Below are 25,269 nucleotides of genomic sequence, written 5' to 3' on the forward strand. Positions count from 1 at the left end.
GGCGGGCCACGGCGCGCCTCACTTGAGGCGCTCACGGACCCGCTCGCGGAGCCACTCCATGGAGAAGCCGACGGGGTCGACCTTTCCGGGCCGCCACTCCAGGTGGCCGATGACGGAGCGCTCGGTCCAGCCGTGGTGCCGGCAGATCGCGGCCGCCACCTGCTCGACGGCCCGCAGCTGGACCTGCGGCCAGGGGTCCTCCCCGTCGCCGCGGTTGACGCACTCGAAGCCGTAGAAGTGGACGTTCCCGTCGGTGTCCGCCCACCGCACGGGAGGCAGCCGCTTCTCGGCGATCACCGCGCTCAGCACGTCCCCGTCGCCGGCGCCCGCGTGGTTGACGCGCCCGCAGCCGGTGAGGTGGATCGTGCCGTCCTTCGCGATGACCCCGTGGCACAGGGGGCCGGGCAGCTCCTCGTAGCCGTTCCAGCAGAGCCGGACGGTGCTGTCCGTGCCCGCGGTGGCGGAATGGTGGATCATCACGCCGTTGACGGGCCCCCAGGGGCCGTGCCCGTGGCGGTTGTGGTTGCGCCAGCCCTCCACCTCGACGACGGTGGCGCCCTCGCGTCTGAGCGCGGCCAGGAATTCGCTCGCGGACATGGGTGGGGCCATGCCGCCCTCCTCGGTAGTTCGGTGGGTCGGTCGCTCCGTAGAGCAGGTGGCGTACGCCGGTCGCGTAGGCCGAATGACCCCCTTGTACCCAAAAGTTCGCAGGTGGCCCGGGCGTTCGGATATCGTGCGAGCCGATCCGGCCGTTGGCCGAATATCCCACCGATCGCATCGTCGACAGCGCCGTCGACACGGAAGTACGGACCAAGGACTGTGGACTACCAGGCCGTCCTCGAAGAAGTCGCCGCCTTCGCCAAGCCGCTCGTCGGCCGTGGCCAGGTGGCCGACTACATCCCGGCCCTCGCCGGCGTGGACATCAACCAGTTCGGCATGGCCGTCGCGGACGTCGACGGCGGGGTGTACGGCATCGGGGACTGGGAGCGGCCGTTCTCCGTGCAGTCCATCTCCAAGGCGTTCAGCCTGGCGCTCGTCCTGGCCGAGGGCGGCGGCAAGATCTGGGAGCGGGTCGGGACGGAACCGTCCGGAAACCCCTTCAACTCCCTGGTCCAACTCGAATACGAGAACGGCATCCCGCGCAACCCGTTCATCAACGCGGGCGCGCTCGTCGTCACCGACCGGCTGCAGACCCTCACCGGCGACGCCAGCACCACCATGCTGGAGTTCCTGCGCGCCGAGAGCGGCAACCCCGAGGTCTCCTTCGACCCCGCCGTCGCCGCCTCCGAGACCGAGCACGGCGACCGCAACGCCGCCCTCGCCCACTTCATGGCCAGCTACGGCAACCTCGACAACCCCGTCCCCACGGTCCTGGAGCACTACTTCTGGCAGTGCTCCATCGAGATGAGCTGCCGCGACCTCGCCCGCGCGGGCAGTTTCCTCGCCCGCCACGGGCTGCGCGCCGACGGCTCCCGGCTGCTGCCGCGGCGCGAGGCGAAGCAGGTCAACGCCGTCATGCTCACGTGCGGGACGTACGACGCGGCGGGGGACTTCGCCTACCGGGTGGGGCTGCCGGGCAAGAGCGGCGTCGGGGGCGGCATCGTCGCGGTGATACCGGGGCGGTGCGCGTTGTGCGTGTGGAGTCCGGGGCTGGACACGCGGGGCAACTCCGTCGCGGGTGTGGCCGCGCTTGACCACTTCACGACTCTGACCGGGTGGTCGGTGTTCTGAGCCCGGCCGCGGGCCGCATGCGGCTGGACGCGCCCCGTAAGGGGCACCCCGCCATGGAGGCCGCCCCTTACGGGCAGCGGATGACCTGGCCCGCGTACGACAGGTTCCCGCCGAAGCCGAACAGCAGGATCGGCGCGCCCGACGGGATCTCCCCGCGCTCGACGAGCTTGGACAGCGCCAGCGGGATGCTCGCGGCGGACGTGTTGCCGGACTCGGTGACGTCCGTCGCGACGACGGCGTTGACCGCCCCGAGCTTCCGGGCGACGGGCTCGATGATCCGCAGGTTGGCCTGGTGCAGGACGACGGCCGCCAGGTCCTCCGGCGCGATCCCGGCCCGCTCGCACACCCGGCGGGCGATGGGCGGCAGCTGCGTGGTGGCCCAGCGGTAGACCGACTGGCCCTCCTGGGAGAAGCGCGAGGGCGTGCCCTCGATGCGTACGGCGTGCCCCATGCCGGGCACCGAGCCCCACACGACCGGTCCGATCTCGGGCTCGATGGAGGCCGTGACGACGGCGGCGCCCGCGCCGTCGCCGGTCAGGACGCACGTCGTGCGGTCGGTCCAGTCCGTCACGGAGGTGAACTTCTCCACCCCGATGACCAGGGCGTTCGTCGCGGCGCCGGCGCGGATGGCGTGGTCGGCGCTGGCGAGGGCGTGCGTGAAGCCGGAGCAGACGACGTTGACGTCCATCACGGCGGGCGTGGCGAGGCCGAGCGCGGCGGCGACCCGGGCGGCCGTGTTGGGGCTGCGGTCGTCGGCGGTGCAGGTGGCGACGAGGACGAGGTCGATCTCGTCCGCCGCGAGCCCGCTGTGGGCCAGCGCCTTGCCGCCGGCCTCGGTCGCCATGTCGGCGACCGTCTCGCCGGGCTCGGCGATCCGGCGCGTGCGGATGCCGACGCGCGAGCGGATCCACTCGTCGCTGGTGTCGACCATGGCCGCCAGTTCGTCGTTGGTCAGCACCCTGGCGGGCTGGTAGTGGCCGAGGGCGAGGACGCGGGAGCCGGTCATCGGCGGTTCCTCCGAGGCTGGCGGTCGGTACGAACGATCATGCGGTGAGTCCGGGTGCGCGGGTGATACCGGTGGTACGGGATTCACAAGTGTTGACGCTGCGGGCCCGTAACCGGGTATGTGATCCGCCCAATGTTCTGCCGCGATAACTGGCACAACCCGCAGGGCCCGGCCGCTGCGGCGGCCGGGCCCTGTCCCCCCTGTGGTGATCTGTGACGTTCTTTACGGCGTTCTCCGCGTCACCGGTGCGGCACGTCGCGTCAGCGCAGTGCGAGCGCCGTGCGGATCGTGGTGAAGAGCTCGGTCTGGTCCGTGACGCCGAGGACGCGCTCGGCGTGCGGGCCCTGGGCCGCGATGCGCACCTCGGTGCCGGTGTGCTCCTGCGGCTTGCCCGGGGTGTTGGTGGAGTAGTTCACCTTGAGCTGCTGACCCTCGTTGGTGACCAGCGTGGAGGACAGGCCGGGCGGGGTCGCCTCCAGCGGCACGATCTGGCTGGTGTGGCCGTGGTCGGCGGTGGTGACGACCAGGGTGTCCGGGTGCTCCGCGGCGTAGGCGCGGGCGACCTTCACGGCGCGGTCGAGGGCCGCGGTCTCGCCGATCTGGCCGCACGGGTCGGCGGCGTGGTCGCGCTTGTCGATCGAGGCGCCCTCGACCTGCAGGAAGAAGCCCTTCTTGGAGCCCGCGCCCTTCTGCTTGGCCTCCAGGAGCTGCAGGGCCTTGCGGGTCTGGTCGGCGAGCTCCGGGGTGCCGGCCTTGCGCTCGGGGTTGCCGGCCACGCAGCGCTGCGGCTCGGTGCCGCCCTGGGCGGCGGCCTTGCCGGTCCACTCGACGGGGACGTTGCCGTCGGCGAAGAGGCCGAGCACGGGCTTGCCGGGCTTCGCGGCCTTCAGGCCCTTGTCGTCGGTGACGACCTGGTAGCCGAGCTGCCGGGCCTGCTGCGTCACGGTCTGCCCGGCGAAGCGGCCCTCGGTGATCTTCTGGTCGAAGCGGGCCTTGCCGCCGCCGAAGAGGACGTCCACCTTGTGGTTGACGCTCTGCTCGGCGATCGAGCCGGGGCCGCCCTTGGCGACGGTGTCGTTCGGGCAGGCCTTCATGTCGGCCGGGCCCTGGCAGCTGCGGTCGGTGGCGTGCGAGGCGAGGACGGCCGGGGTGGCGTCGGTCAGCTCGGCGGTGGTGACGCTGCCGGTGGCCAGGCCGTTCTTCTGGGCCAGCTCCAGGATGGTGGGCATGGCCTTGTCCGTGCCGGGCGACTTGGATATCCGGCCGTTCACCGTCTTCTGCCCGGTGGCCCAGCCGGTGCCGCTGGCGGCCGAGTCGGTGACGTAGTCGGGCTTGCCGTTCTTGTCGACCGAGTACGTCGTGTACGCACCGGTGAGCGGGAACTTGTCCATGTTCAGCCGGCCTGCCGCGCCCACGGTGTAGTCACGGGCCAGGGTGATCTCCGAGTCGCCCATGCCGTCACCGATGAGCAGGATGACGTTCTTGGCCTTCTTGGCGCCGTGGCCCGCGCTGAGCGCGGGGACGTCCGAGCTGCCGCCCTCCGACGCGTAGGCCGCGGCGGGCACCGCGACTCCGGCGGCGAGCAGTGCGGCGGCGCCCCAGGCGAGACGGCGCCGGTACGGACGAGAACCCATGGTTTTTCCTCCTCGTAGGCCGGGCGGGATGCCCGGCCGGGGGAAGCTCACCAGGGGCGGGTGTACCGGAAGGGTCGTACAGGTGTCCTCCAGTTCACCGGGGGTTGTCGGCCGGGCTGCCGGGGTGCGCCGCCGCCTCGGGGGTGCCGGCCGCGGCGGGCCGGTCGTCCGCCTTCATGGCCTTCGCCTCGCTCTTGAGGATGCGCATCGACTTGCCGAGCGCGCGGGCGGTGTCGGGCAGCTTCCGCGATCCGAACAGGACGACCATCACGAGCACCACCACGAGGATGTGCCAGGGCTCAAGGGCATTGCGCAGCATGATCGGCGCACCTCTCTCTCGTCTTCTCTTCCGTCTTCGCTCATGTCTTCACTTTCGTGACGATGATGCTCACCATACTTGCCAGATTGCGCAACTGGACAACCAAAGGTGTGGCCCGGCCGTCTATCGGGGTGAGGCGGCACGGAGCCGGGGTAGGCGCGGGGGAATGGGCGAGGACTGGCGGATGAGCAGATGAGTGGCGGCCGAGGGAAGCGGGCGCACCACCGGGTGCGGACGGCGACGCTCGTCGTGGTGGCGTTCGTGGTGCTGCTGGCCGCCGGCGCGGGCTGGCTGTGGCTCCGGCTGAACGGCAACATCAGCACGTTCGACGCGGACGGGCTGTCCAAGAACCGCCCGGGTGCGGGCGCCGCGGGGCAGAACGTCCTGGTCATCGGCTCGGATTCGCGCTCGGGGAGCAACAAGGAGCTCGGCGGCGGCGAGGGCGACGTGGGCCGTTCCGACACCGCGTTCCTGCTGCACGTCTACCGCGACCGCGAGCACGCCGTGGCCGTCTCGATCCCGCGGGACACGCTCGTCGACATCCCGCCGTGCCGGCTGCCCGACGGCAGCTGGACGTCCGGGCGGACCCGGGCGATGTTCAACTCGGCGTTCTCGGTGGGGGAGTCGGCGAAGGGCAACCCGGCCTGCACGCAGAACACGGTCGAGAAGCTCACCGGGTTGCGCGTCGACCACACCGTCGTCGTCGACTTCGAAGGCTTCTCCGCGATGACCTCGGCCGTGGGCGGAGTGCAGGTGTGCGTGCCCAAGGACGTCTACCAGGGCGACCTCAACCCGCACCGCGGCTCGCGCGGCCGGCTCCTCTTCGCCAAGGGGCAGCAGAACGTCTCGGGGCAGAAGGCCCTGGACTACGTGCGCGTGCGGCACGGCATCGGCGACGGCTCCGACATCGGCCGCATCCAGCGGCAGCAGGCCTTCGTCGCCGGCATGGTCAAGAAGGTGCGGGAGCAGGGCTTCAACCCGGCCACGCTGCTGCCCCTGGCCGACGCCGCCACCAAGTCGCTCACCGTCGACCCCGGGCTGGGCTCGGCCGACAAGCTGCTCTCCTTCGCCATGTCGCTGAAGGACATCGGCCTGCACGACATCAAGTTCATCACCGTGCCCTGGCGCTACGAGGGCGACCGCGTCGACATCGTGCAGCCCGACGCGGACGCGCTGTGGGCCTCGCTGAAGGCCGACCGCACGATCGACGGCAAGGACGCGGGCGGCAAGCGGCAGGCCGGGCCGGCGGCCCCCGCGTCCTCCGCGGCCCCCGGGCCGGTCTCCGGGGAGGGCGTGAGCGTCTCCGTCGCCAACGGCACCCGGGTGAGCGGGCTCGCGGCGCGGGCCGCGGCGGAGCTGGAGAAGCACGGGTACACCGTCGGCGACACCGGCAACGCGGAGGTCCGCGACGCGGGCATCACCGTGATCGAGTTCGGGCCGGGCCGGGCGGCGGAGGCCCGGACGCTGGCCCGGCTCTTCCCCGGGGCGTACGTCCACGGGGTGGCGGCGAACGGGATCACGGTGACGGTGGGGCGGGACTTCGCCGCCGCGGGCGGCGGGACGCTCGCTGTGCCCGAGCCGTCCGCGCCCGCGCCCTCCGCGGCGAACCCCGGCACCCTCTCCGCCGAGGTGGCCGCGACGGCCCGGTCGGCGGACGACGACCCCTGCGCGAACCTCTCGTACGGCTGAGCAGGGGAGTGAAATGCCGGGTTTATCCGTACAAGCGGTAAATTTCACGTAGACACGTAGAAGCGATCGACAGGAATCACCGACCTCCATCCGAGGAGCACCGCCATGCCCGCCACCACCCGGGCGCTTCCCAGGCCGCTGCAGACCCTGATCACCGTGCTGGCCGCCGCCCTGATCGCCCTGGCCGGCACGGTGCTCTTCGCCCCCGCCCCCGCGGCCCACGCCGCGACCGGCATCGACACCGTGGCCGAAGCGCTGCGCAAGAGCCCGGTCTACGTGGACCCCCGGGCGAGCGCCCAGCTCCCGCCCGCCGAGGCCGAAGCCCTGGCCAAGAAGATCGAGGACGCCGGGAAGCCGGTCTTCGTGGCCGTCCTGCCCGAGAGCGCCGAGTTCCCCAAGGCCACCGTCTTCCAGGACCTGCGCACCAAGGTCGGCATCGCCGGCGTCTACGCCATCCGCCTCGGCGACGCCTTCAACGCCCACGCCGACTCCAAGGTCATGTCGCGCAACGCGGTCCGCAACCTCGTCGGGACCGTCCAGCGCTCCGGCGGAGACACGACCGCCATGCTGAACAGCTTCGTCGACCAGGCCGACCGGCAGGCCCGCGGCCGGGCCCCCGCCTCCTGGGGCGGCGGCGAGCCCGGCGTGGGCGCCACCGGGCTGATCACCGGCGGCGCGATCGTCGTCGCCGGCGGCGCGGGCGCGTACGCCCTCTACCGCCGCAACAAGCGCAAGCGCGAGGAGCGGGAGCAGGCCGAGCTCGACGCCCTGCGCGTCATCGTCGACGAGGACATCACCGCCTTCGGCGAGGAGCTCGACCGGCTCGACTTCCACCCCTCCGAGCCCGGCGCCGACGACGCCATGCGACGGGACTACGAGGAGGCCCTCGACGCGTACGAGGAGGCCAAGTCCAAGATGGCCGCCGTGAACCACCCGCAGGACGTCACGGCCGTCACCGAGGCCCTCGACAAAGGCCGCTTCGCCCTCGCCACCCTCGCCGCCCGCCGCACCGGCGCCCCGCTGCCCGAGCGCCGCCTGCCCTGCTTCTTCGACCCGCGCCACGGGCCCTCCGTCCAGGACGTCCAGTGGGCGCCCCCGGGCGGCGCGCCCCGCACCGTCCCCGCCTGCGCGGCCGACGCGGCCCGGGTCGCCGACGGCGAAGAGCCCCTCTCCCGCACCGTCCAGACCGCCGACGGCCGGCAGCCCTACTGGAACGCCGGCCCCGCCTACGCCCCCTGGGCCGGCGGCTACTTCGGCGGCGGCATCCTCCCCGGCCTCCTCGTGGGCACCGCGCTCGGCGGCCTCCTCTCTGGCCCCGCCTACGCCGCCCCGGCCGACACCGGCCCCGACGGCGGCGACTGGACCGGCAGCGACTACAACCCCGACGACTACGGCGGCGGCTGGGGCGACGGCGGCGGCTTCGGCGGCGGCGACGGCGGAGGATTCGGGGGAGGCGACTGGTGACCGAGCGGGGAGAGGCCCGGTGACGGAGCGGGGGACGGGCCGGTACGGAACGCGGACCGGCGGGCCGGGCCCGGCCACCGAGGCGTACGGGCCTCACCCCCGTGTGCCGCCGGTGCGCGTTCCGGGAACCGGCGTGCCAGGGAGGCACACCCCGGATCCTGGCACCCCGTAGCTGAAGGAACGCTGAGCCTTCCTGAAGGAGACTTCAGCCGGCGCGGCCCCCGTCCGCGCCATCCTGAAGGCATGCGAATACTGGTGGTTGAGGACGACCGACGGCTGGCGGAGCTGCTGCGGCGGGGCCTGGTCGCCGAGGGCTTCGCCGTGGAGGTCGCGCACGACGGCCGCACGGGACTGCACCTCGCGACCGAGGACGCGTACGACGTGATCGTGCTCGACGTCATGCTGCCCGGCCTCAACGGCTACCACGTCTGCGCCCGGCTGCGCGAGGCGGGCGTCTGGACGCCGGTGCTCATGCTCACCGCCAAGGACGGCGAGTACGACGAGGCCGAGGGCCTGGACACCGGCGCGGACGACTACGTCACCAAACCCTTCTCCTACGTGGCCCTCGTCGCCCGGCTGCGCGCCCTGGTGCGCCGCGGCCGGCCGGCGCGGCCCGCGCTCATCCGCGTCGGCGACCTCCAGATCGACCCCGCCACCCGCTGCTGCCGGCGCGGCACCGCCGATCTGCAGCTCACCGCGCGGGAGTTCGCGGTCCTGGAGTACCTCGCCCGGCGCGACGGCGAGGTCGTGGCCAAGGCGGAGATCCTCGCGCACGTGTGGGACGAGGCGTTCCAGGGCGACGTGAACATCGTGGAGGTGCACGTCAGTTCCCTGCGCCGGAAGATCGACGCGCCCTTCGGACGGCGCAGCATCCAGACGGTCCGCGGCGTCGGCTACCGGCTGGCGGCCGACGTCCCGGGCCGGTGAGGCGGCGGCCGGCCGGCCCGCGCCCCGGGCCCGGACGCCCGCGGCGCCGGCTGCGGCCCGCCTCGATCCGGGCCCGGCTGACCTGGCTCGCCGCCGTCTCCGCGCTCCTCCCGCTGCTCGCCGGCGCGGCGCTGGCCGCGGGCTCCCTGCGCGACTACCTGGCACGGGAGGCCGTCGACTACACGGGCCGGAAGGTCGCCGCCGTCCTCCGGCTCGTCGACGACGACCCGGACGCGCAGCTCCAGTACACGGCCGGGAAGCTGCGCGACGACCCCCGGCTGAAGGTGTCCTTCGGGGTCGAGGACCGGCGGTCGAACTGGGAGCCGGGGGCCGTCAGGCCGGAGCGCGAACCCTCGCACGGCAGCGACGTGCTGTCACTGTGGCCGTGGACCGACCCCGGCAGCCGGACCCCCGCCCCCGGCTACATCCAGTCCGGCGCCAACGGCCGCTACCTGTTCGTCGCCAACCGGCTCCAGGACGAGCAGCGCCGCCTCAACGGCTTCGTCCTGATGCTGGGCGGCGCCGCCCTGGCGGTGACGGCGGGCATCGCGGGCGCGACGTGGTTCGTGGCCGGGCGGGTGCTGCGCCCGGTGGAGGCGATCCGCACCCAGTTCGCCGAGCTGTCCGCGCGCCACCTCGACCGCCGCGTGCCCGTGCCGGACACGCGCGACGAGGTGGCCCGGCTGGCCGCGACGATGAACCGGACCCTCGACCAGCTGCAGGCGGCCGTCGACCAGCAGCGCCGGTTCGTCGGGGACGCCTCCCACGAGCTCCGCAGCCCGCTGGCCGCCCTGCGGGCCGAGCTGGAGATCGCGCTCGCGCACCCGGAGCACGCGCAGTGGACCGCGGTCGCCGAGGCGGCCCTCGGCGACACCCGCCGCCTGCAGAGCATCACCACGGACCTGCTGCTGCTCGCCCGCCTGGACGCGACCGGCACCGAGGGGCTGCCGGGCGCCCAGCCCGTCGACCTCACCGCGCTCGTCCGCGAGGAGCTCGCCCGCCGCCCGCCCGGCCCCCGGACCCTCGACCTGCACCTCGACGACCCCGAACAGCCCCTCACCGTGCACGGCCGCCACACCCTCATCGCCCGCCTCCTCGGCAACCTCCTGGACAACGCCGAGCGGCACGCCGAGCACACCGTCACGGTCCGCCTCGGCCGCGACCCCGGCCGGCGGCTGGCCGTCCTCCACGTCGAGGACGACGGCCCGGGCATCCCGCCCGCCGACCGCCGGCGCGTCTTCGAACGCTTCACCCGGCTCGACGACGCCCGCACCCGCGCCACCGGCGGCACGGGACTGGGCCTCGCCATCGCCCATCACATCGCCACCGCCCACCGCGGGACCCTGGCCGTCACGGACAGCCCGCGCGGCGCCCGCTTCACCACCACGCTGCCGTGCGCGGACCTCACGATCTGATCAACCCTGACCAGTCCTGATCAGGGTTGATCAACGACCGGGACCGCTGCCGCCGCCGTCCCGCCGGTCACAGCCGTCAGCACCCGCCCGAACGCCCGCAGCCGCTCCGTCCCCCCGGCCCGCTGCCGTACGAGCGCCAGCGCGGAATCGGGCAGACCGGTCACCGGGACGAACGCGATGTCGCGGCGCGCGTGGTAGTCGGCCGTGGCCCGGCACAGGAGCATGCCGGCGCGGCCCGCGGCCGTGGCCGTGATGCCCTCCTGAAGGGTCGTCACCTCCGGGCCGCGGGGGACGGGGCGGCCGCCGGGCGTGACGGCCGGCGCCTGCGCCTCGCGCCAGTACGCGGGGGCGGGGCCGCCGGGCACCACGAGTGGGCAGTCCGCGAGCTCCTCCGCCGCGATCCCGGTGCGCCCGGCGAACGGGTGCCGGACGGACACCGCGAGGGTCTGCGGCTGCCGTGAGAAGACCGGGCCCACGGCCAGGGACGGCTCCGCCACGGGCATCAGCACCACCGCCGCGTCGACCTCGCCCCCGCGCACGGCGCCGAAGGGATCGCTCAGCGGGATCTCCACCAGCTCGACCGCGCACCCGGGATGGCGGTCCTGGAACGCCCCCACGGCCTCCGTCACCCCGCCGTCGGCCATGCCCTGGAAGCCGATCCGCAGCGTGCCGCCGATGCCGCGGGCGGCGTCCCGGGCCTCCTCGACGACGCCCGCCAGGGACGCGTACGCGGGCCGCAGCCCGGCCAGGAAGCGCTCGCCGAGCGGCGTGAGCGCCACGCGCCGGCTGGTGCGGTCGAACAGCCGGGCGCCGATGCGGCCTTCGAGGGAGCGCAGGAGCTGGCTGACCCGGCCCTGGGACACGTAAAGCCGCTCGCCGGCCCGCCCGAAATGCAGTTCCTCGGCGAGGACCAGGAAGCATTCGAGCTCCCTGAAGTCCGCCCCCACGCCCATGCCGTCCCCTGCCGGTCCCCGTCGATTAACTCCGCTCATTGAAGGATGAGAGGTCCGGCGTTGTTCCCGGGCGCGGCCGTACCGAGGCTCGTGACCATGAACGCGCGTACGAATGCGAAGGTGAAGGGCGGCTGGCCCGCAGTGGTGGCGGTCGCCGCCGGGACGTTCTCGGTCGTGACCAGCGAGATGCTCCCCGTCGGCCTGCTCACCCCGATCGGCTCCGGGCTCGGCGTCCCGGCCGGCACGGCCGGGCTGACGATGACCGTGCCGGGCCTCGTGGCGGCCGTGGCCGCGCCCGCGGTGCCGGCGGCCGCGGGGCGGCTCGACCGGCGGTGGGTGCTCGCCGGCCTCATGGGCCTGCTGGCCGCGGCCAACCTCCTGTCGGCGGCGGCACCCGGCATCGAAGTCCTGGTGGGGCTGCGGGTCCTGGTGGGGGTGTGCATCGGGGGAGTGTGGGCCGTGGCGGCCGGCCTGGCGCCGCGGCTGGTGCCGGAGCGGTCCGTGGGACCGGCGACGTCCCTGGTCTTCAGCGGCATCGCCGTGGCATCGGTGCTCGGCGTCCCGGCCGGGACCTTCGCGGGCGGGCTGGGCGGCTGGCGCGTGGCGTTCGCGGCCGTGGGCGTGCTGTCCCTGGCCGTGGCGGCGGCGCTCGCGCTGCTGCTGCCCCCGCTGCCGCCGGAGCGCGCCGTGCGGCCGGCGGAGGTCGCGGGGCTGCTGCGGCTCCCGGGGGTACGGGCGGGCCTGCTGGTCGTCCTGCTGCTGGTGACCGGGCACTTCGCCGGTTACACCTTCGTCCGGCCCGTCCTGGAGCGGGCGTCCGGTGCCGGCGCCGGCCTGATCAGCGGACTGCTGCTGGCGTACGGCGCGGCGGGCGTGGCCGGCAACTTCCTGGCGGGCACGGCCGCCGCGCGCGGCCCGCGCGGCCCGCGCCGCGTCCTGCTGGTGATCTCGGCCGCGCTGGCCGTCGTGGTCCCGGCGATGTCCGTCCCGGCGGGCGGCGCCGTCGTGGCCGGCGCCCTCGTCGTGGCGTGGGGGCTGGCCTACGGAGGAGTCTCGGTCGCCACGCAGGGGCTGCTGACGGCGTCGGCCCCGGCGGCCCGGGAGGCGGCGTCGGCCCTGTTCGTCTCGGCGTTCAACGCGGCGATCGCGCTGGGGGCGCTGCTCGGAGGGCGGGCCGTGGACGCGGTATCGCTGCCGGCGGCGCTGTGGCTGGGCGGGGTGCTGGTGGCGGGGGCGCTGGGGGTGCTGGTGAGCCGGCCGGGCGGGGGCTCGGCGGACCGGTAACCGTATGGTGACGAACCCCTCGTCCCGGGCGGCCATGACCCGGCGATCCCTGGGTATACGCGGCTCGACGGATGCCAAGCGCCAGGTCAGGTCAGCAGGTCAGCAACGAGGGAGCCGCCGGATGGTTGTGATCGAAGCCCCGTACGGGGACGCCGCCCGCGCGCGTCACGCGACGGCGGAGTTCCTGGCCCGCCACTGCCCCTGGGCGGATCCCGACGCCGTCGTCCTGGTGGTGTCGGAGCTGGTCACCAATGCCATACGGCACGCGGGCGGCTGGTGGAGGCTGTGCGTGCGGGCCGTACAGGACCGCCTCGTGGTGGAGATCGTCGACACGAGCCCGCGGCCGCCGCAGCCCCGCACCCCGGACTTCGGCGGGGGCGGCGGGCTGGGCTGGCACATGGTGGAGCGGCTGGCCGGCCTGCTGGAGGTGGACCGGAGGCCGGACGGGAAGACGGTCCGGGCGACGTGGGTGGAGCCGGCGGGCGTGGGGGCGGCGTAGGCAGTACGGCGTAGGCAGTACTGCGCGCGCTCAGCGGACGGGCTCAGCGGACGGAGGCCCCCGGGCCCGGGGCGACCGGCCCCGGGCCGCTGCCTGCGGGCGCTACCTACGGGTGTGCACCCGTCCGCGCGCCTGCCCCTGTTGTCCGAGCATCCCCGCCCGCAGCCGCCCCAGGATCCTCGTCAGCAGCCGCGAGACGTGCATCTGCGAGATGCCCAGCTCCGCGCCGATCTCCGACTGGGTCATCTCCCCGCCGAACCGCATCCGGAGGATCTGCCGGTCGCGTTCGTCCAGCTCGGCGACGAGCGGTTTGAGCGCGTGCAGGTTCTCCACGCCTTCGAGGGCGGGGTCGGGTCCGCCGAGCCGGTCGGCGTAGGTGGTGCCGGTCTGCTCGGGGCCGTCGTCCACGGGGACGTCGATCGAGCCGGCCGTGTAGCCGTTGCCGGCGACGATGCCCTCGACGACCTCCTCGCGGCTGATGCCGAGGTGCTCGGCCAGCTCGGCGGGGGTCGGCGTGTGGTCGAGCCGCTGGGAGAGCTCGCCGGTGGCCTTGGCCAGCTCGACGCGCAGCTCCTGCAGGCGCCGCGGCACGTGCACCGACCAGCCGGTGTCGCGGAAGTGCCGCTTGATCTCGCCGACGATGTACGGCACGGCGAAGGTCGTGAACTCCACCTCGCGCGAGAGGTCGAACCGGTCGATCGCCTTGATCAGGCCGATCGTGCCGACCTGGATGATGTCCTCCATCTGGTCGCCGCGGCTGCGGAACCGGGAGGCGGCGAAGCGGACGAGCGAGAGGTTGATCTCGATCAGGGTGTTGCGTGCGTACTGGTAGGCGCGGGTGCCCTCCTCCAGCTCCCGCAGCCGTGCGAAGAAGAGCCCTGACAGCGCGCGGGCGTCCCGCGGCGCCACTGTGGTCGCGTCCTCGATGTACGGCAGCCCCCCGACCGCGTCTTCGAGCCGCTGCGGGGCAGCCGCCGAATGCTCTGTCGTAACCGTGGATGCCGTGATGGTCACATCGTCCTCCCCAGATCCGTAGGTGACCTCCGCCCGCCTACCCGGTGACCCGTGGCCCATGCCTCCCGGTTCGGGGAGCGGGGCGTAAACGGAGGAAAATACGACGGAACGTCAGGCGTCAGTCGCACGGCAGAGTGTGCGGTCGGACGTATGGACGGATGCGTAGCCGGAGGCGCGGAAGTCGGGCGCCGGGCGCCGGCGCACGGACCGGGCAGCCCCGCGACGCCGTACGGTCACCCGCGCGTTCCCCGCGCGTCACCGGCGGACGTGAACATGCCACACATGAGCGCACCGATACCGGCCCGCCGCGCGGCCCTCGCCCTCGCCGCCACCGTCCTGGCCACGGCCGCGACCGCCGCCACCACCACGGCCGCAACCGCCGCCGACGCCGGCCGCCCCGCCGCCGTCACCACGAGCACGGGCACGAGCACGGGCACGAGCACGAACGCGGGCACGAGCGCGCTCGCCGGGCACACCTCCGGCACCGCGGGCCTCAAGGGCGTCGACTACCTCACCTGGCAGCGCGACGTGCAGGCCGTCGTCGACCAGGCCCTGCCCTACGTCAAGGAGCGCACCGGGAATGCGCACGGCCGTAAGCAGGCCGTCGTCCTCGACATCGACAACACCTCGCTGGAGACCGACTTCCACTGGACGTACCCCACGCCGGCCGTGAAGCCGGTGCTGGACCTGACCCGGTACGCGCACGACCACGGCGCCGCCGTGTTCTTCGTCACCGCCCGCCCCGGCATCCTCGACGGCCTCACCGAGCACAACCTCCGTGAGGCCGGCTACCCGGTCGACGGCCTGTACGTGCGCCACCTCCCCGACCTCTTCCAGGGCGTGAGCACGTACAAGACCGCCAAGCGCGCGGAGATCGAGAACAACGGCTACACGATCATCGCGAACATCGGGAACAACACGACCGACCTGGTGGGCGGCCACGCGGAGCGGGCCTTCAAGCTGCCGGACTACGACGGCAAGCTTTCCTGAGCCGACCGGGCCTGAGCCGACCGGGCGGCCCGTAAGGACGTCAGTACCGCTAAAGACGTCAGTACCGCTAAGGACGTCAGTGCCGCGCCTTCGCCCGGTCGAGCGCGGCCACGCCCAGCGCGGCCAGGCCGATCTGGATGAGCCACTCGATCCAGTCGATCCCCTTGGTGTCGTCGACGCCCAGCCAGTGGGCGATGGCCGCGCCCAGGAACGCGGCCGCGATGCCCACCACGATCGTCCACAGCACGCCGATGTGCTGGCGCCCCGGCACGACCAGCCGGCCCAGCACACCGATGATCAGACCGATGATGATTGCACTGAAAATTCCGGAGATTTCCACGGCTCCCCCTCTTGCAGCCTGTTGCCGCCCTTCCGGACCGGTTCCTCTCGGTACTTCTGCCCAGCCGCCGGGCGGCGCATGTCCGCCCTTCCGCCCGCCGCACCCTGCCTAGACTGGTCGTGCCGGGCGCCGGGACGCGCGGCAGGAACGGGAGAGCGACAGTGGCCGCAGGTGTCGGAAGCTTCGAGGACGTCGAAGAGGACCTCAGCGAGGGCCTCGGCGACCCCGCGGCGGACGTGCTCACCGAGGCGGCCGCCGCGTTCGGGCTGCTCGCCTCGCCCGCCCGGCTCCATCTCGTGTGGGCCCTGGCCCAGGGCGAGAGCGACGTCACCGCCCTCGCCGAGCGGGTCGGCGGCGCGCTGCCCGCGATCAGCCAGCACCTCGCGAAGCTGAAGCTGGCCGGGCTCGTGCGCTCGCGCCGCGAGGGCCGGCGCATGGTCTACCTCGTGGACGACCCGCACGTCGTCACGATCGTCCGGCTGATGGTGGGCCAGCTCGCCGACCGCAAGGCCGGGGCCGCCGCCGGGGCCGCCGGTGCGCGCGGCGCCGCCCGCACCGGGCGCCTCCATGGCCTGGGCGCCTGATCGCCCGGCCGCGCCAGGACGAGCCACCGGCCGGAACGGAGCCACCGCACTGGAGGTCCTGCGCGCGCTGGAGAGCGGGCCGCGGGGCCTGACGGAGGCCGAAGCCGACGCGCGGCTCGCGCGCCACGGTGAGAACGCCTTCCCCGGCCGCCGCCCCGACCCCTGGCCGCGCCGTTTCGCGCGCAGCCTGCGCGACCCCTTCACCGCCGTCCTCCTCTCCCTCGGCCTGGTCTCGGCGGCCCTCGCCGCCTGGGGCACCGCCTGCGTGATCGCCGTCCTGGTCACGGTCAGCTGCGTGCTGCGCGCCACCGGCGAGCACCGCGCCGACCGCTCGGCGGCCGCCCTGCGCGAGCTGGTGGCCACCACCGCGACCGTCCGCCGCCGCGCCGCGGAGCCGGACGCCCCCGTGACCCGCGAGCTGCCCGTCGAACAGCTCGTCCCGGGCGACGTCGTGCTGCTCGCGCCCGGCGACCTCGTCCCCGCCGACCTGCGGCTGCTCCGCACGACGGGCCTGACCGTGCACGAGGCGGCGCTGACCGGCGAGTCCGCGCCGGCCGCCAAGGGCACGGCCGGCGACCTCTGCCTCCAGGGCAGCAGCGTCGTCTCCGGCAGCGCCACCGGCGTCGTCGTCGCCACCGGCGCGGACACCGTGCTCTCCGGCGCCCTGCCGCAGGACCGCGGCCCGCGCCTGCCCGGCCCCTTCGACCGCTCCGTGAACGGGATCGCCTGGACCCTGGTGCGGTTCATGCTGCTCACCGCGCCCCTGGTGCTCGTCGCGAGCGCGCTGCTGCGCGGCCGCGGCCTGGAGACCCTGCCCTTCGCCGTCGCCGTCGCCGTGGGGCTCACCCCCGAGATGCTGCCGGTCGTCGTGACGACCGCCCTCGCCCGCGGCGCGGCCCTCCTCGCCCGCGGCGGCGAGGTGATCGTCCGACGGCTGCCCGCGCTGCACGACCTCGGCGCCGTCGACGTGCTGTGCGTCGACAAGACCGGCACCCTCACCCAGGACCGGCCGGTGTTCGACCGCGCCGTCGACCCCGAGGGCCGCGACGACCCGGCCGTCCTCCGCTGGGCCGCCGTCGCCGCCCTCTGGACGCTCCACCTGGCCGAGCTCCCCGCGCCCGACGCCCTGGACGAGGCCCTCCTCGACGCGGACGAGGAACGGGGCTCCGGCGCCGACGGCGTCGAAGGCGTCGCGGCGCTCCCCTGCGGCCCGGGCCGCCGCATTGCCTCGGCGCTCGTACGGGTGCCGGGCGGGTACGCACCGGGTGGCTGCGAAACGAGCGGTCCGGAGCCGGCGCTGCCGGGCAACGTCCGCATGCTCACGGGCGCCCGCGGCCCGGCCGGCACGTACGTCCTCGTGGTCAAGGGCGCCGCGGAGGACGTCCTGGAGCGCTGCACGCGGGTGGCCGACGGCGCGGACGGCAGTGGCCCGGCCGGCGGGCGCCCCCTCGGCCCCGAGGACCGCGCGCGCCTCGCCGCCCGGGCGGACGCCCTCGCGGAGAGCGGTCTGCGGGTGCTGGCCGTCGCCGTCGCCGAGCGGCCGGCGAGCACGGGCCCGTACGCGCCCGAGGACGAGCGGGAGCTCACCCTCGCCGGCTTCGTCGGGCTGCGCGACGCCCTCGCGCCCACCGCCGCGGAGGCCCTGACCGTCCTCGCCGGCCGCGGCGTGGCCGTCAAGGTCCTCACCGGCGACCACCCGGGCACGGCCGCCCGGGCCTGCCGCGAACTGGGCCTGGACCCCGGCGAACCCCTGACCGCCGCCCGGATCGACGCCGCCGGCGACGCCGAACTCGCCCGGCTCGCCGCCCGCACCACCGTCTTCGCCCGCTGCGCCCCCGAGCACAAGGCCCGCGTCGTCCACGCCCTGCGCACCGCCGGGCACACGACCGGCTTCCTCGGCGACGGCGTCAACGACCTGGCCGCCCTGCGCGCCGCCGACGTGGGCATCTGCCCGCGCGACGGAGTGCCCGTGGCCCGCGAGGCCGCCGACGTCGTCCTCGCCTCGAAGGACCTCACCGCCCTCGGCCGCGCCGTCGCCACCGGCCGCCGCAGCACCGGCCACATCGCCGCCTACCTGCGCATCACGCTCTCGTCCAACCTCGGCAACGTCATCGCGATGCTGACGGCGGGCCTGCTGCTGCCGTTCCTGCCGATGCTGCCCGCCCAGGTCCTCGTGCAGAACCTGTGCTTCGACGCCGCCCAGCTCTCCCTCGCCTACGACCACCCCGCCGCCACGGTCCACGAGCGGCCCACCGTCCTGCGGCCCCGCGCGCTGTTCCGCTTCATGACGGCCTTCGGCCTCCTGAACGCCGCCGCGGACCTCGCGACCTTCGGCGTCCTGGCCCTCACCCTGCGCTCCGCCGGCAGCACCGGCGGCCAGGCCGCCTTCCACGCCGGCTGGTTCACGGAGAACCTGCTCACCCAGGCCCTCGTCATGCTCCTGCTCCGCGCGGGCCGGGACGCCGCCGAGCGCCGCGCCCCGCTGCCGGTCCGCCTGGCGACCACCGGCCTCGCCGTCGTGGGCCTGCTCCTGCCCCTGTCCCCCCTGGGCCCGGCCCTGGGCATGACGGCCCTGCCGCCGCTCTACTACGGCCTGATGGCCGTGGTCCTCTCGCTGTACGGGACGGCGCTGGCGGTGGCCCGCAAAAAAGCCCGCGCATAACCCGCACATAAAAAGCCCGCACATAGCAGCGCACCCGGCCCTCGTGCTCCTCGCGGGAGTACGGGGACCGGGTGCGCCGCTCGAACAGGCTGACCGGCGATCAGGCCTGCTTGGTCTCCCAGAAGATCCGGTCGATCTCGGCGATGAGCTCCAGCGCCTTCTCGCCCGTCTTCGGGTCGTTGGACGCCTTGGCGGCGCTCAGGGCCTTCAGGGTGTCGTTGACCAGCTGGTGCAGCTGCGGGTACTTCTCGAAGTGCGGCGGCTTGAAGTAGTCGCTCCAGAGCACCGAGACGTGGTGCTTGGCGAGCTCCGCGCGCTGCTCCTTGATGATGAGCGCACGGGCGCGGAAGTCCGCGTCCTCGTTCGCCTGGTACTTCTCCTGGACGGCCTTGACCGACTCCGCCTCGATGCGGGCCTGGGCGGGGTCGTAGACACCGCAGGGCAGGTCGCAGTGGGCGCTGACTCGCACCTTGGGTGCGAACAGGCGGGAGAGCATAGAGCTGTCCTTCCTCGTGATCGTCTTCTCAGGTGCGAGATTACTCGGTGTGGGAAGGCTTTTCTCGGGTGCCCCGGGGGGCTTAGGACAAAAGACCGGTGTCAGTCTGGGACTGGTGGAGGATACGGACCGGGAGGTGCCGTGGTGCAGGAGCAAGTGGACGAGCGCGGGCAGGAGCAGGACCGCGAGCGTCGCGGACTGCTGCGGATCGGGCTGGCCGAGGTCTACAACCCGTCGATGGTGCCGACGCTGAACCCCGGGGACCAGCTGGTCGTCCAGTACGGAGCGGTGGTGCGGCCGGGTGACGTGGTGGTGCTGCGCCACCCGTTCCGGCAGGACCTGCTGATCGTCAAGCGCGCCGTGGAGCGGCGCGAGGGCGGCTGGTGGGTGCGGGGGGACAACCCGCTGGTCGAGAACGACAGCCGGGAGTTCGGCGCCGTGCCGGAGGAGTTCGTGGTGGCCCGCGCGCTGGTGCGGCTGCGGCGGCCCCCGGAGGCGGGTCAGCGTTCGGCGGGCGCGGTGCTGTCGTGGCTGGCGTCGGCGCTCAGGCCGGTGCGGTCGCTGCCCGCGGGGGCCTCGGCCGCGCGGCTCTCCAGGCGCTTGCGGGCCCGGTAGGCGGCGACGTTGGCGCGGGTGGCGCAGCGGTCGGAGCAGTAGCGGCGGGAGCGGTTGGTCGAGGTGTCCAGGTAGGCGTTGCGGCACGGCGCCGCCTGGCAGATGCCGAGCCGGTCGACCCCGTACTCCGTCAGGTGGACGGCCAGCCCCATGCAGGCGGTGGCCGCGTACGAGGCGCCGGCATTGGCCGCGTGGTCGGCGATGTGCATGTGCCACTTGGGGCGGCCGTCCTCGTCGCGGTACTCGTGCCCGGAGATCTGCGGGCTGACCGGGTACTCCATCAGCAGCGCGTTCAGCAGGTCCACGGCGCGCACCTCGTCGCCCTCGGAGGCGGCCTCGAAGACCGCGCGCAGCCGGGCCCGTACGGCCCGGAGCCGGGTCACGTCGCTGTCGCCCGCGCGCCGGGCGGCCTGCGCGCTGTTGCCGAAGAGGTCCCGCACGGCGTCGACGGAGGTCAGGGTGTCGGCGCCGCGCGCGGGCTCCTCGCTGTTGACCAGCCGCACAGCGAAGTCCGAGTAATAGGCCAGTTCCACTTGTGGTCCTTACGCAGGCTGGAGTAGCGTCCTTGTAATAGCTGGTACGCAACCGAGGGTATTACACCTGCGACCCGTTGGAGGGACCTCATGACCGAGGCCGTCGTCGGCACGGACTGGAGCGCCTGGCAGGACAGCTGGGACCGGCAGCAGGAGTGGTACCTGCCCGACCGCGAGGAACGGTTCCGGGTCATGCTCGACATGGTCGAGGCCTTCGCCGGCCCCGCGCCCCGCGTGCTCGACCTCGCCTGCGGCACGGGCACCATCACCGCCCGCCTCCTCGACCGCTTCCCCGGCGCCGAATCCACCGGCGTCGACCTGGACCCGGCCCTGCTCGCCATCGCCCGCGGCACCTTCGCCGGCGACGACCGCGTCCGGTTCGTCACCGCCGACCTCAAGGACCCGGACTGGACCGCCCGGCTGCCCCACGGCCACTACGACGCCGTCCTCACCGCCACCGCCCTGCACTGGCTGCACGAGGAGCCCCTGCGCACCCTCTACGGGCAGGTCGCCGGCCTCGTCCGCGACGGCGGCGTCTTCCTCAACGCCGACCACATGCCCGACCCCGCCACGCCCCGCATCAACGAGGCCGAACGATCCCTGCGCCACGCCCGCATGGACCGCGCCAAGGCCGCCGGCGCCCTCGACTGGCGCGCCTGGTGGGACCTCGCCGCCGCCGACCCCGTCCTCGCCGCCCCGACCGCCGAGCGCTTCGAGATCTACGGCGAACACGCCGACGGCGACACCCCCTCCGCCGAATGGCACGCCCGCACCCTCCGCGAGGCCGGCTTCACCGAGGCCCGCACGGTGTGGAGCTCGCCTTCGGACGCGATGGTGCTGGCGCTGAAGTAGTACACAGCGGGGGCGGTACGGGTCCCGGACCCGTACCGCCCCTGACGATTGTCCGGCCGACGCGGCCTTCTCCGGCGTAGCTTCTGTTCTATGGCTGCTACTGAGCACCTGGGCGACCGCATCGGGCGGCTTCGACGCCTTGCAGACCTCACCCAAGAGGGGCTGTCCGAACGTTCGGGTGTGTCCGTGGACGTGGTCCGGAAGCTTGAGCAGCGGCGAAAGCACAGTGCGCGGCTGCCGACGCTCCATTCCCTCGCCAAGGGGCTCGGCGTGGAGCTGACAGCCCTTCTGGGAGACCCCCCGGGCGTCCCGTCCAGCGGTGATGCCGACTCGCCCCGGCTTGTGGCTCTCCGACGCGCCATCATGCCACCGCTGTTCACTCCTCCTGCCGAGCCGGCAGGCGTTGAACGGCTGTCACCAGCCCTTCTGCGCGCCGAACTCGCGGACGGCTGGACGCTGTACCACTCGGCGGAGTTCGGCCGGCTCATGGAGGTACTGCCCGGGATCATCGCGGACGCCCGCCTGCTGGCTGCAGCGGGCACCACGGACCAGAGGGCGGCAGGTCAGGCCGCGCTGGGCAAGGCGCTGCAACTGGCAGGGCACCTGGCCATCCGTCTTGGCAAGACCGACCTTGCTCTCAGCGCTTTGGAGCGCGCCTACACGGCCGCCGGGGACTCCTCGGACCCGTTGCTCGCTCCGATGGTGTCGAACTCCGTGGCATGGGCGTACCAGCGGCAGGACCGGCTGGACGACGCGCGGAACCTTGCCGTACACGCCGCTGACGGAGTGGAGCGGGAGCAAGCGGGCACGGCGGAGGGCATTCGCGTGTGGGGCGGCCTCCTGATGTCCGCCGCAACGTCGTACGCCAGGAGCGACGACTACGACACGGCCAACGTGATGATGCGTACTGCGGAGCGCGCGGCCGGACGTCTGGCAAAGCTGCCGCCCCCTGAAGACGGCCGGCTTGTGTCGGTGTTCAGCCGGTCGTCCGTGCGCATCGAACGCGTCCGTCTGGCCGTCCAGCACGAGCGCCCCGAGGAAGCGCTGCTACTGGCCAAGGGGATAAGGCTGAGCGCCGACACGCCGCCCTCATGGCGTACGTGGCTCCTGCTGGACGTGGCGCGGGCCCACACGGACGTCGGGGACGCCGAGGGCGCGGTGAAGGCTCTCGAAGCGTTGCGGCGCGTCGCTCCGGCATGGATGCGGCACCACACCTTGGCCGTGGCCATCGTCAATGACCTGTGGTCCCGCTCCGTGCATCCGGCCGGTCTTCGCAAGCTGGCCCAGTTTCTGGGGCTCGTCGAATAGCGTCGCCGAAGTAGGACGTTGCGTCCCTGTAACCGCTCGCTTGCTGACGGGAACATCATCACGTCATGGAGTCCGGCGAAGAGGGGGCGTGGAAGTTCGATGGCCGGGGAGAGTGCCCACCGGGAAAGCGTGGCGACAGCATTCTGGGCCGGTACCGGCTACCGCTCCGGTGCCCTGGTGGTGGATCAGGAAACGGGAGAAATGGGCGTGATGCACGGCCCGGTGAGCGGGGGATTCCTGATCAGACAGGTATACGGGGAACGAGACTGGATCGCCCCCCTGCGCAAGTTGCGCATTGCCACCGACGCCGAGCGCCGGGCACTCGGACTCGCCCCCCCGGGCCGTGGAGTGAAGCCCGGCGAATGGAGCCCCGTCATGGGTGGCAAGGGCCCCCGTCCGTGCCCTCACCGCGAGGCGCGCGGGCGGGGCTCCTCTACGCGGGCGGGGCTCCTCTACGCCGGCGGGGTTCGTCTACGCCGGCGGGAGGGCTGTCACCCGGACCTCTCCCGCCCCCGCGCCCGCCCTCACCCGTACCGTGCCCCGTTCCCCCGCCGGGACGCGCGTGACGTCCGCCCGGGCCGGTCCCGTCACCGTGACGTGCCAGCCGCGGGGCGCGGGCGGGAGGACGAGTTCCGTGGTGCCGCCCCGCGCCGGGGCGTACGTCAGGCTGTACGCGGTCCGGCGCGGGTCGTAGGAGGACTCCCGCACCGCACCCGCAACCGCCGCCGCGTACGGCTCCGCCGTGCGGGATTTGTTCGGCTGGAAGCGGCCCCGTTCGTCCATCGCGCAGTAGGCGCCGCCGTAGCACCACTGCCAGCTCGCCCAGCCCGTCGCGTAGCGGGACATGGACGTGAGGGCGTCCTCGTAGAAGCGGGCCATGTTCGGCAGGGAGCTGTTCAGGGGGCCCCACTCGCCGATGAGGACGGGGACGCGCATCGCGCGCGGGTAGCGCACGACGGCCGCCTCGTAAGCCGGCAGCCAGCCCGAGGCCGGGTCGTAGTCGCGGCCCGCCTCCATGGCGGCGTTGTAGAAGTGCGGGGCGTAGACGACCTTGGGGTCGCGGATGCGGCCCAGGCCGGTGGGGACGCCCTCGCCGGCCGCGGGCGTGGGCTCGACGAACAGCCAGTGGCGGCGGTCGACGCGCCGGACCGCCTCGGCGATGCGCTGGTACATGGGGGTGATCTGCGTGGACTCGATGCGGCGGGCCGCGTCCGGGATGCTCTCGCCCTCGCGCATCCGGCCCATCGGCTCGTTGATCAGGTCGTAGCCGAGCACGGCGGGGTGGTCCGCGAGCCGCCCCGCGAGGACCTGCCACATGCGGGCCTGGGCGCGGCGCAGGTCGTCGTCCTCGTAGAGGTGCTGGAAGGCGGCCTGCACGGCGGGTTCGAAGTACTCGGCGAACCAGTCGTCGGGGTGGGGCCGGTACGGCAGGCCGTCGGTGCGGGTGGCCCAGGCGGGGATGCCGCGGTGGCTGCCGAAGGCCGGGCCGTAGACGTCCTGGTGGGCGTCGATGACGACCCGGATGCGGTGGCGGTGCGCCCGGTCCAGGATGCGTTCGATCTTGCGCAGGTAGGACTCGCTGTAGTGGCCCGGACGCGGCTCCAGGTCGTCCCAGAAGACCGCGAGCCGGGCGAAGTCGAAGCCCTGCGCGGCCATGTCGCGCAGGGAGCGCTCGGTGATGTCCGCGAGGGCCTCGTCGCCCCGGTGCTCCTTGTCCGCGAGGTTCCAGCCGCGGAGGGTGAGGGTGCGGCCCTGTTCGTCGGTGAGGGGCGGGAGGGGCGGGATGTCCGGGCCCGTGCGGGCCGCGGCCGGGGTCCCCGGCGCCAGGAGTGCCAGGACCGCGGTTACGGCGAGGAACGCCGCCTTGCGCAAGCGTCTCTTCGGCATCCGCCGTTCATACCGTCAGGACGACCTTGCCGAACAGGTCGCCACCGGCCATCTTCTCGAACCCCTCGCGGGCCCGGTCCAGCGGCAGGACGGAGTCGATGACGGGCCGTACGCCGCGCGCCGCGCAGAAGCTCAGCAGGTCCGCCAGCTCCTCCTTGGAGCCCATGGTCGAGCCGACGACCTTCAGCTCCAGGAAGAAGATGCGGTTGAGCTCGGCGGCCGGCGGGTTCGGGCCGCTGGTCGCGCCGGAGATCACGAGGGTGCCGCCGGGCCTGAGCGACTTGACCGAGTGCGACCACGTCGCGGCGCCGACCGTCTCGATGACGGCGTCGACCCGGTGCGGCAGCCGCGCCCCCGGCTCGAACGCCTCCTCCGCGCCGAGCTCCACGGCGCGCTCGCGCTTGGCCGCGTCCCGGCTGGTCGCGTAGACCCGCAGGCCGGCCGCCGCGCCGAGGGCGATCGCGGCGGTGGCCACGCCGCCGCCGGCGCCCTGTACGAGAACGCTCTGGCCGGGGCGCACGTCCGCGTTGGTGAAGAGCATGCGGTACGCGGTGAGCCACGCGGTCGGCATGCAGGCCGCCTCCTCGTAGCTGAGCTCCGCGGGCTTGGGCAGCACGTTCCACGCGGGGACGGCGACGCGCTCGGCGAACGTGCCCTGGTAGCGCTCGGTGAGGATGGAGCGCGGCTCGCGCGGGCCCACGCCGTGGCCGGTCTGGCCGATGACGGAGTGGACGACGACATCGTTGCCGTACTCGTCGACGCCGGCGGCGTCACAGCCGAGGATCATCGGCAGCGCCTCCTCGCCCAGCCCGACGCCGCGCAGCGACCACAGGTCGTGGTGGTTGAGGGACGCCGCCTTGACGTGGACGACCGTCCAGCCGGGGGGTGCCTCCGGCTCGGGGCGCTGCCCCAACTCGAGCCCGTCGAGCGGCTGGTCACGGTTGATGCGTGCTGCGTAGGCGGCGAACATGATCCGAACCTAACCCCGCCGACTGCCGGGCGGAACCTCGCCGTGGTGTGACACGCGCCGCGCCCCGTAATCGCGTCCTGCGGCGGGTCACCCCGTA

At 73.6% G+C, this 25,269-nt stretch carries 24 protein-coding genes; 13 read left to right on the forward strand and 11 right to left on the reverse strand.

Features of this window, described 5'->3' with window-relative positions:
* Positions 1–18: 18 nt before the first annotated feature.
* Positions 19–609, reverse strand: a complete 591-nt coding sequence (locus B7P34_RS15185) for an N-acetylmuramoyl-L-alanine amidase (protein WP_106676791.1) — start codon at positions 607–609, stop codon at positions 19–21.
* A 210-nt stretch (positions 610–819) separates the two neighbouring features.
* Between B7P34_RS15185 and B7P34_RS15190 the strand changes: the two genes are divergently transcribed.
* A complete protein-coding gene (locus tag B7P34_RS15190; RefSeq protein WP_106676793.1) occupies positions 820–1,731 on the forward strand; it encodes a glutaminase in 912 nt (303 codons plus the stop codon).
* Between the two features lie 67 nt (positions 1,732–1,798).
* On the opposite strand, the gene B7P34_RS15195 is transcribed toward B7P34_RS15190, so the two are convergent.
* The 3 genes from B7P34_RS15195 to tatA all read right to left on the reverse strand — a co-directional run bounded on the left by B7P34_RS15195 (position 1,799) and on the right by tatA (position 4,690).
* Positions 1,799–2,737, reverse strand: coding sequence for a beta-ketoacyl-ACP synthase III (locus tag B7P34_RS15195; protein ID WP_106676795.1), 939 nt, complete (start codon positions 2,735–2,737; stop codon positions 1,799–1,801).
* 260 nt (positions 2,738–2,997) lie between these two features.
* Positions 2,998–4,371 (reverse strand): alkaline phosphatase, encoded by a 1,374-nt coding sequence (locus B7P34_RS15200; RefSeq protein WP_106676797.1) that lies wholly within the window; start codon positions 4,369–4,371, stop codon positions 2,998–3,000.
* A gap of 94 nt (positions 4,372–4,465) precedes the next feature.
* Entirely contained in the window at positions 4,466–4,690 is a 225-nt protein-coding gene (gene tatA, locus B7P34_RS15205; protein WP_106676799.1) for a Sec-independent protein translocase subunit TatA, read from the reverse strand.
* 192 nt (positions 4,691–4,882) lie between these two features.
* On the opposite strand from tatA, the gene B7P34_RS15210 reads away from it, so the two are divergent.
* The 4 genes from B7P34_RS15210 (at position 4,883) to B7P34_RS38600 (ending at position 10,185) form a co-directional block, all read left to right on the forward strand.
* The gene (locus tag B7P34_RS15210; RefSeq protein WP_106676801.1) at positions 4,883–6,379 is read left to right on the forward strand and encodes an LCP family protein; all 1,497 of its coding nucleotides are present in this window, start codon (positions 4,883–4,885) and stop codon (positions 6,377–6,379) included.
* Between the two features lie 105 nt (positions 6,380–6,484).
* Positions 6,485–7,843 carry a hypothetical protein gene (locus B7P34_RS15215; RefSeq protein WP_106676803.1) on the forward strand — a complete coding sequence of 453 codons (1,359 nt, stop codon included), beginning with the start codon at positions 6,485–6,487 and terminating at the stop codon, positions 7,841–7,843.
* 243 nt (positions 7,844–8,086) lie between these two features.
* Positions 8,087–8,770: a response regulator transcription factor gene (locus B7P34_RS15220; protein WP_106676805.1), complete on the forward strand. Its 684-nt coding sequence runs from the start codon at positions 8,087–8,089 to the stop codon at positions 8,768–8,770.
* Positions 8,767–10,185, forward strand: a complete 1,419-nt coding sequence (locus B7P34_RS38600; protein WP_223267872.1) for a sensor histidine kinase — start codon at positions 8,767–8,769, stop codon at positions 10,183–10,185. Before B7P34_RS15220 ends, B7P34_RS38600 begins: the two co-directional genes overlap by 4 nt.
* A gap of 20 nt (positions 10,186–10,205) precedes the next feature.
* Here the strand turns inward: B7P34_RS38600 and B7P34_RS15230 are convergent, their stop codons facing one another.
* A complete protein-coding gene (locus B7P34_RS15230; protein WP_223267873.1) occupies positions 10,206–11,138 on the reverse strand; it encodes a LysR family transcriptional regulator in 933 nt (310 codons plus the stop codon).
* A gap of 96 nt (positions 11,139–11,234) precedes the next feature.
* On the opposite strand from B7P34_RS15230, the gene B7P34_RS15235 reads away from it, so the two are divergent.
* On the forward strand, positions 11,235–12,422 hold the full coding sequence (locus tag B7P34_RS15235; protein WP_106676835.1) for an MFS transporter: 1,188 nt from the start codon (positions 11,235–11,237) through the stop codon (positions 12,420–12,422).
* Between the two features lie 121 nt (positions 12,423–12,543).
* Positions 12,544–12,921 (forward strand): ATP-binding protein, encoded by a 378-nt coding sequence (locus B7P34_RS15240; RefSeq protein WP_030366285.1) that lies wholly within the window; start codon positions 12,544–12,546, stop codon positions 12,919–12,921.
* Positions 12,922–13,023: 102 nt separating this feature from the next.
* Here the strand turns inward: B7P34_RS15240 and B7P34_RS15245 are convergent, their stop codons facing one another.
* Positions 13,024–13,830, reverse strand: coding sequence for an RNA polymerase sigma factor SigF (locus B7P34_RS15245; RefSeq protein ID WP_435693962.1), 807 nt, complete (start codon positions 13,828–13,830; stop codon positions 13,024–13,026).
* Positions 13,831–14,217: 387 nt separating this feature from the next.
* Here B7P34_RS15245 and B7P34_RS15250 point away from each other — a divergent pair, with 387 nt between their 5' ends.
* The gene (locus B7P34_RS15250; protein ID WP_106676811.1) at positions 14,218–14,925 is read left to right on the forward strand and encodes an HAD family acid phosphatase; all 708 of its coding nucleotides are present in this window, start codon (positions 14,218–14,220) and stop codon (positions 14,923–14,925) included.
* A 76-nt stretch (positions 14,926–15,001) separates the two neighbouring features.
* Here the strand turns inward: B7P34_RS15250 and B7P34_RS15255 are convergent, their stop codons facing one another.
* The gene (locus B7P34_RS15255) at positions 15,002–15,265 is read right to left on the reverse strand and encodes a hypothetical protein (protein WP_030366288.1); all 264 of its coding nucleotides are present in this window, start codon (positions 15,263–15,265) and stop codon (positions 15,002–15,004) included.
* 161 nt (positions 15,266–15,426) lie between these two features.
* Between B7P34_RS15255 and B7P34_RS15260 the strand changes: the two genes are divergently transcribed.
* Both B7P34_RS15260 and B7P34_RS15265 read left to right on the forward strand, forming a co-directional pair.
* Positions 15,427–15,849, forward strand: a complete 423-nt coding sequence (locus B7P34_RS15260) for an ArsR/SmtB family transcription factor (RefSeq protein WP_106676813.1) — start codon at positions 15,427–15,429, stop codon at positions 15,847–15,849.
* Positions 15,833–18,511 carry an HAD-IC family P-type ATPase gene (locus tag B7P34_RS15265; protein WP_106676838.1) on the forward strand — a complete coding sequence of 893 codons (2,679 nt, stop codon included), beginning with the start codon at positions 15,833–15,835 and terminating at the stop codon, positions 18,509–18,511. Before B7P34_RS15260 ends, B7P34_RS15265 begins: the two co-directional genes overlap by 17 nt.
* A 100-nt stretch (positions 18,512–18,611) precedes the next feature.
* Here B7P34_RS15265 and sodN read toward each other — a convergent pair whose 3' ends face one another.
* The gene (sodN, locus tag B7P34_RS15270; RefSeq protein WP_030366291.1) at positions 18,612–19,007 is read right to left on the reverse strand and encodes a superoxide dismutase, Ni; all 396 of its coding nucleotides are present in this window, start codon (positions 19,005–19,007) and stop codon (positions 18,612–18,614) included.
* 141 nt (positions 19,008–19,148) lie between these two features.
* On the opposite strand from sodN, the gene sodX reads away from it, so the two are divergent.
* Positions 19,149–19,622, forward strand: a complete 474-nt coding sequence (sodX, locus tag B7P34_RS15275) for a nickel-type superoxide dismutase maturation protease (RefSeq protein WP_286157478.1) — start codon at positions 19,149–19,151, stop codon at positions 19,620–19,622.
* Here the strand turns inward: sodX and B7P34_RS15280 are convergent.
* Positions 19,508–20,155, reverse strand: coding sequence for a CGNR zinc finger domain-containing protein (locus tag B7P34_RS15280; RefSeq protein ID WP_146166825.1), 648 nt, complete (start codon positions 20,153–20,155; stop codon positions 19,508–19,510). The two genes, sodX and B7P34_RS15280, sit on opposite strands and share 115 nt — an antisense overlap.
* A gap of 90 nt (positions 20,156–20,245) precedes the next feature.
* Here B7P34_RS15280 and B7P34_RS15285 point away from each other — a divergent pair, with 90 nt between their 5' ends.
* Together B7P34_RS15285 and B7P34_RS15290 are read left to right on the forward strand one after the other, a co-directional pair.
* Positions 20,246–21,007, forward strand: a complete 762-nt coding sequence (locus tag B7P34_RS15285; protein ID WP_106676815.1) for a class I SAM-dependent methyltransferase — start codon at positions 20,246–20,248, stop codon at positions 21,005–21,007.
* Between the two features lie 90 nt (positions 21,008–21,097).
* Positions 21,098–22,315, forward strand: coding sequence for a helix-turn-helix domain-containing protein (locus B7P34_RS15290; protein WP_106676817.1), 1,218 nt, complete (start codon positions 21,098–21,100; stop codon positions 22,313–22,315).
* 471 nt (positions 22,316–22,786) lie between these two features.
* Here the strand turns inward: B7P34_RS15290 and B7P34_RS15295 are convergent, their stop codons facing one another.
* A complete protein-coding gene (locus B7P34_RS15295; protein ID WP_189382792.1) occupies positions 22,787–24,202 on the reverse strand; it encodes a cellulase family glycosylhydrolase in 1,416 nt (471 codons plus the stop codon).
* Between the two features lie 7 nt (positions 24,203–24,209).
* Entirely contained in the window at positions 24,210–25,172 is a 963-nt protein-coding gene (locus B7P34_RS15300; RefSeq protein ID WP_106676819.1) for a zinc-binding dehydrogenase, read from the reverse strand.
* Positions 25,173–25,269: the final 97 nt, after the last annotated feature.

The sequence above is a fragment of the Streptosporangium nondiastaticum genome, from assembly GCF_003011965.1.
Lineage (GTDB): Bacteria > Actinomycetota > Actinomycetes > Streptomycetales > Streptomycetaceae > Streptomyces > Streptomyces nondiastaticus.

Coding starts and splice junctions, on each gene's coding strand:
- B7P34_RS15185 (WP_106676791.1), bottom strand. CDS start 609: ATGGCCCCACCCATGTCCGCGAGCGAATTCCTGGCCGCGCTCAGACGC.
- B7P34_RS15195 (WP_106676795.1), bottom strand. CDS start 2,737: ATGACCGGCTCCCGCGTCCTCGCCCTCGGCCACTACCAGCCCGCCAGG.
- B7P34_RS15200 (WP_106676797.1), bottom strand. CDS start 4,371: ATGGGTTCTCGTCCGTACCGGCGCCGTCTCGCCTGGGGCGCCGCCGCA.
- tatA (WP_106676799.1), bottom strand. CDS start 4,690: ATGCTGCGCAATGCCCTTGAGCCCTGGCACATCCTCGTGGTGGTGCTC.
- B7P34_RS15210 (WP_106676801.1), top strand. CDS start 4,883: ATGAGTGGCGGCCGAGGGAAGCGGGCGCACCACCGGGTGCGGACGGCG.
- B7P34_RS15215 (WP_106676803.1), top strand. CDS start 6,485: ATGCCCGCCACCACCCGGGCGCTTCCCAGGCCGCTGCAGACCCTGATC.
- B7P34_RS15220 (WP_106676805.1), top strand. CDS start 8,087: ATGCGAATACTGGTGGTTGAGGACGACCGACGGCTGGCGGAGCTGCTG.
- B7P34_RS15230 (WP_223267873.1), bottom strand. CDS start 11,138: ATGGGCGTGGGGGCGGACTTCAGGGAGCTCGAATGCTTCCTGGTCCTC.
- B7P34_RS15235 (WP_106676835.1), top strand. CDS start 11,235: ATGAACGCGCGTACGAATGCGAAGGTGAAGGGCGGCTGGCCCGCAGTG.
- B7P34_RS15240 (WP_030366285.1), top strand. CDS start 12,544: ATGGTTGTGATCGAAGCCCCGTACGGGGACGCCGCCCGCGCGCGTCAC.
- B7P34_RS15250 (WP_106676811.1), top strand. CDS start 14,218: ATGAGCGCACCGATACCGGCCCGCCGCGCGGCCCTCGCCCTCGCCGCC.
- B7P34_RS15265 (WP_106676838.1), top strand. CDS start 15,833: ATGGCCTGGGCGCCTGATCGCCCGGCCGCGCCAGGACGAGCCACCGGC.
- sodN (WP_030366291.1), bottom strand. CDS start 19,007: ATGCTCTCCCGCCTGTTCGCACCCAAGGTGCGAGTCAGCGCCCACTGC.
- B7P34_RS15285 (WP_106676815.1), top strand. CDS start 20,246: ATGACCGAGGCCGTCGTCGGCACGGACTGGAGCGCCTGGCAGGACAGC.
- B7P34_RS15290 (WP_106676817.1), top strand. CDS start 21,098: ATGGCTGCTACTGAGCACCTGGGCGACCGCATCGGGCGGCTTCGACGC.
- B7P34_RS15295 (WP_189382792.1), bottom strand. CDS start 24,202: ATGCCGAAGAGACGCTTGCGCAAGGCGGCGTTCCTCGCCGTAACCGCG.
- B7P34_RS15300 (WP_106676819.1), bottom strand. CDS start 25,172: ATGTTCGCCGCCTACGCAGCACGCATCAACCGTGACCAGCCGCTCGAC.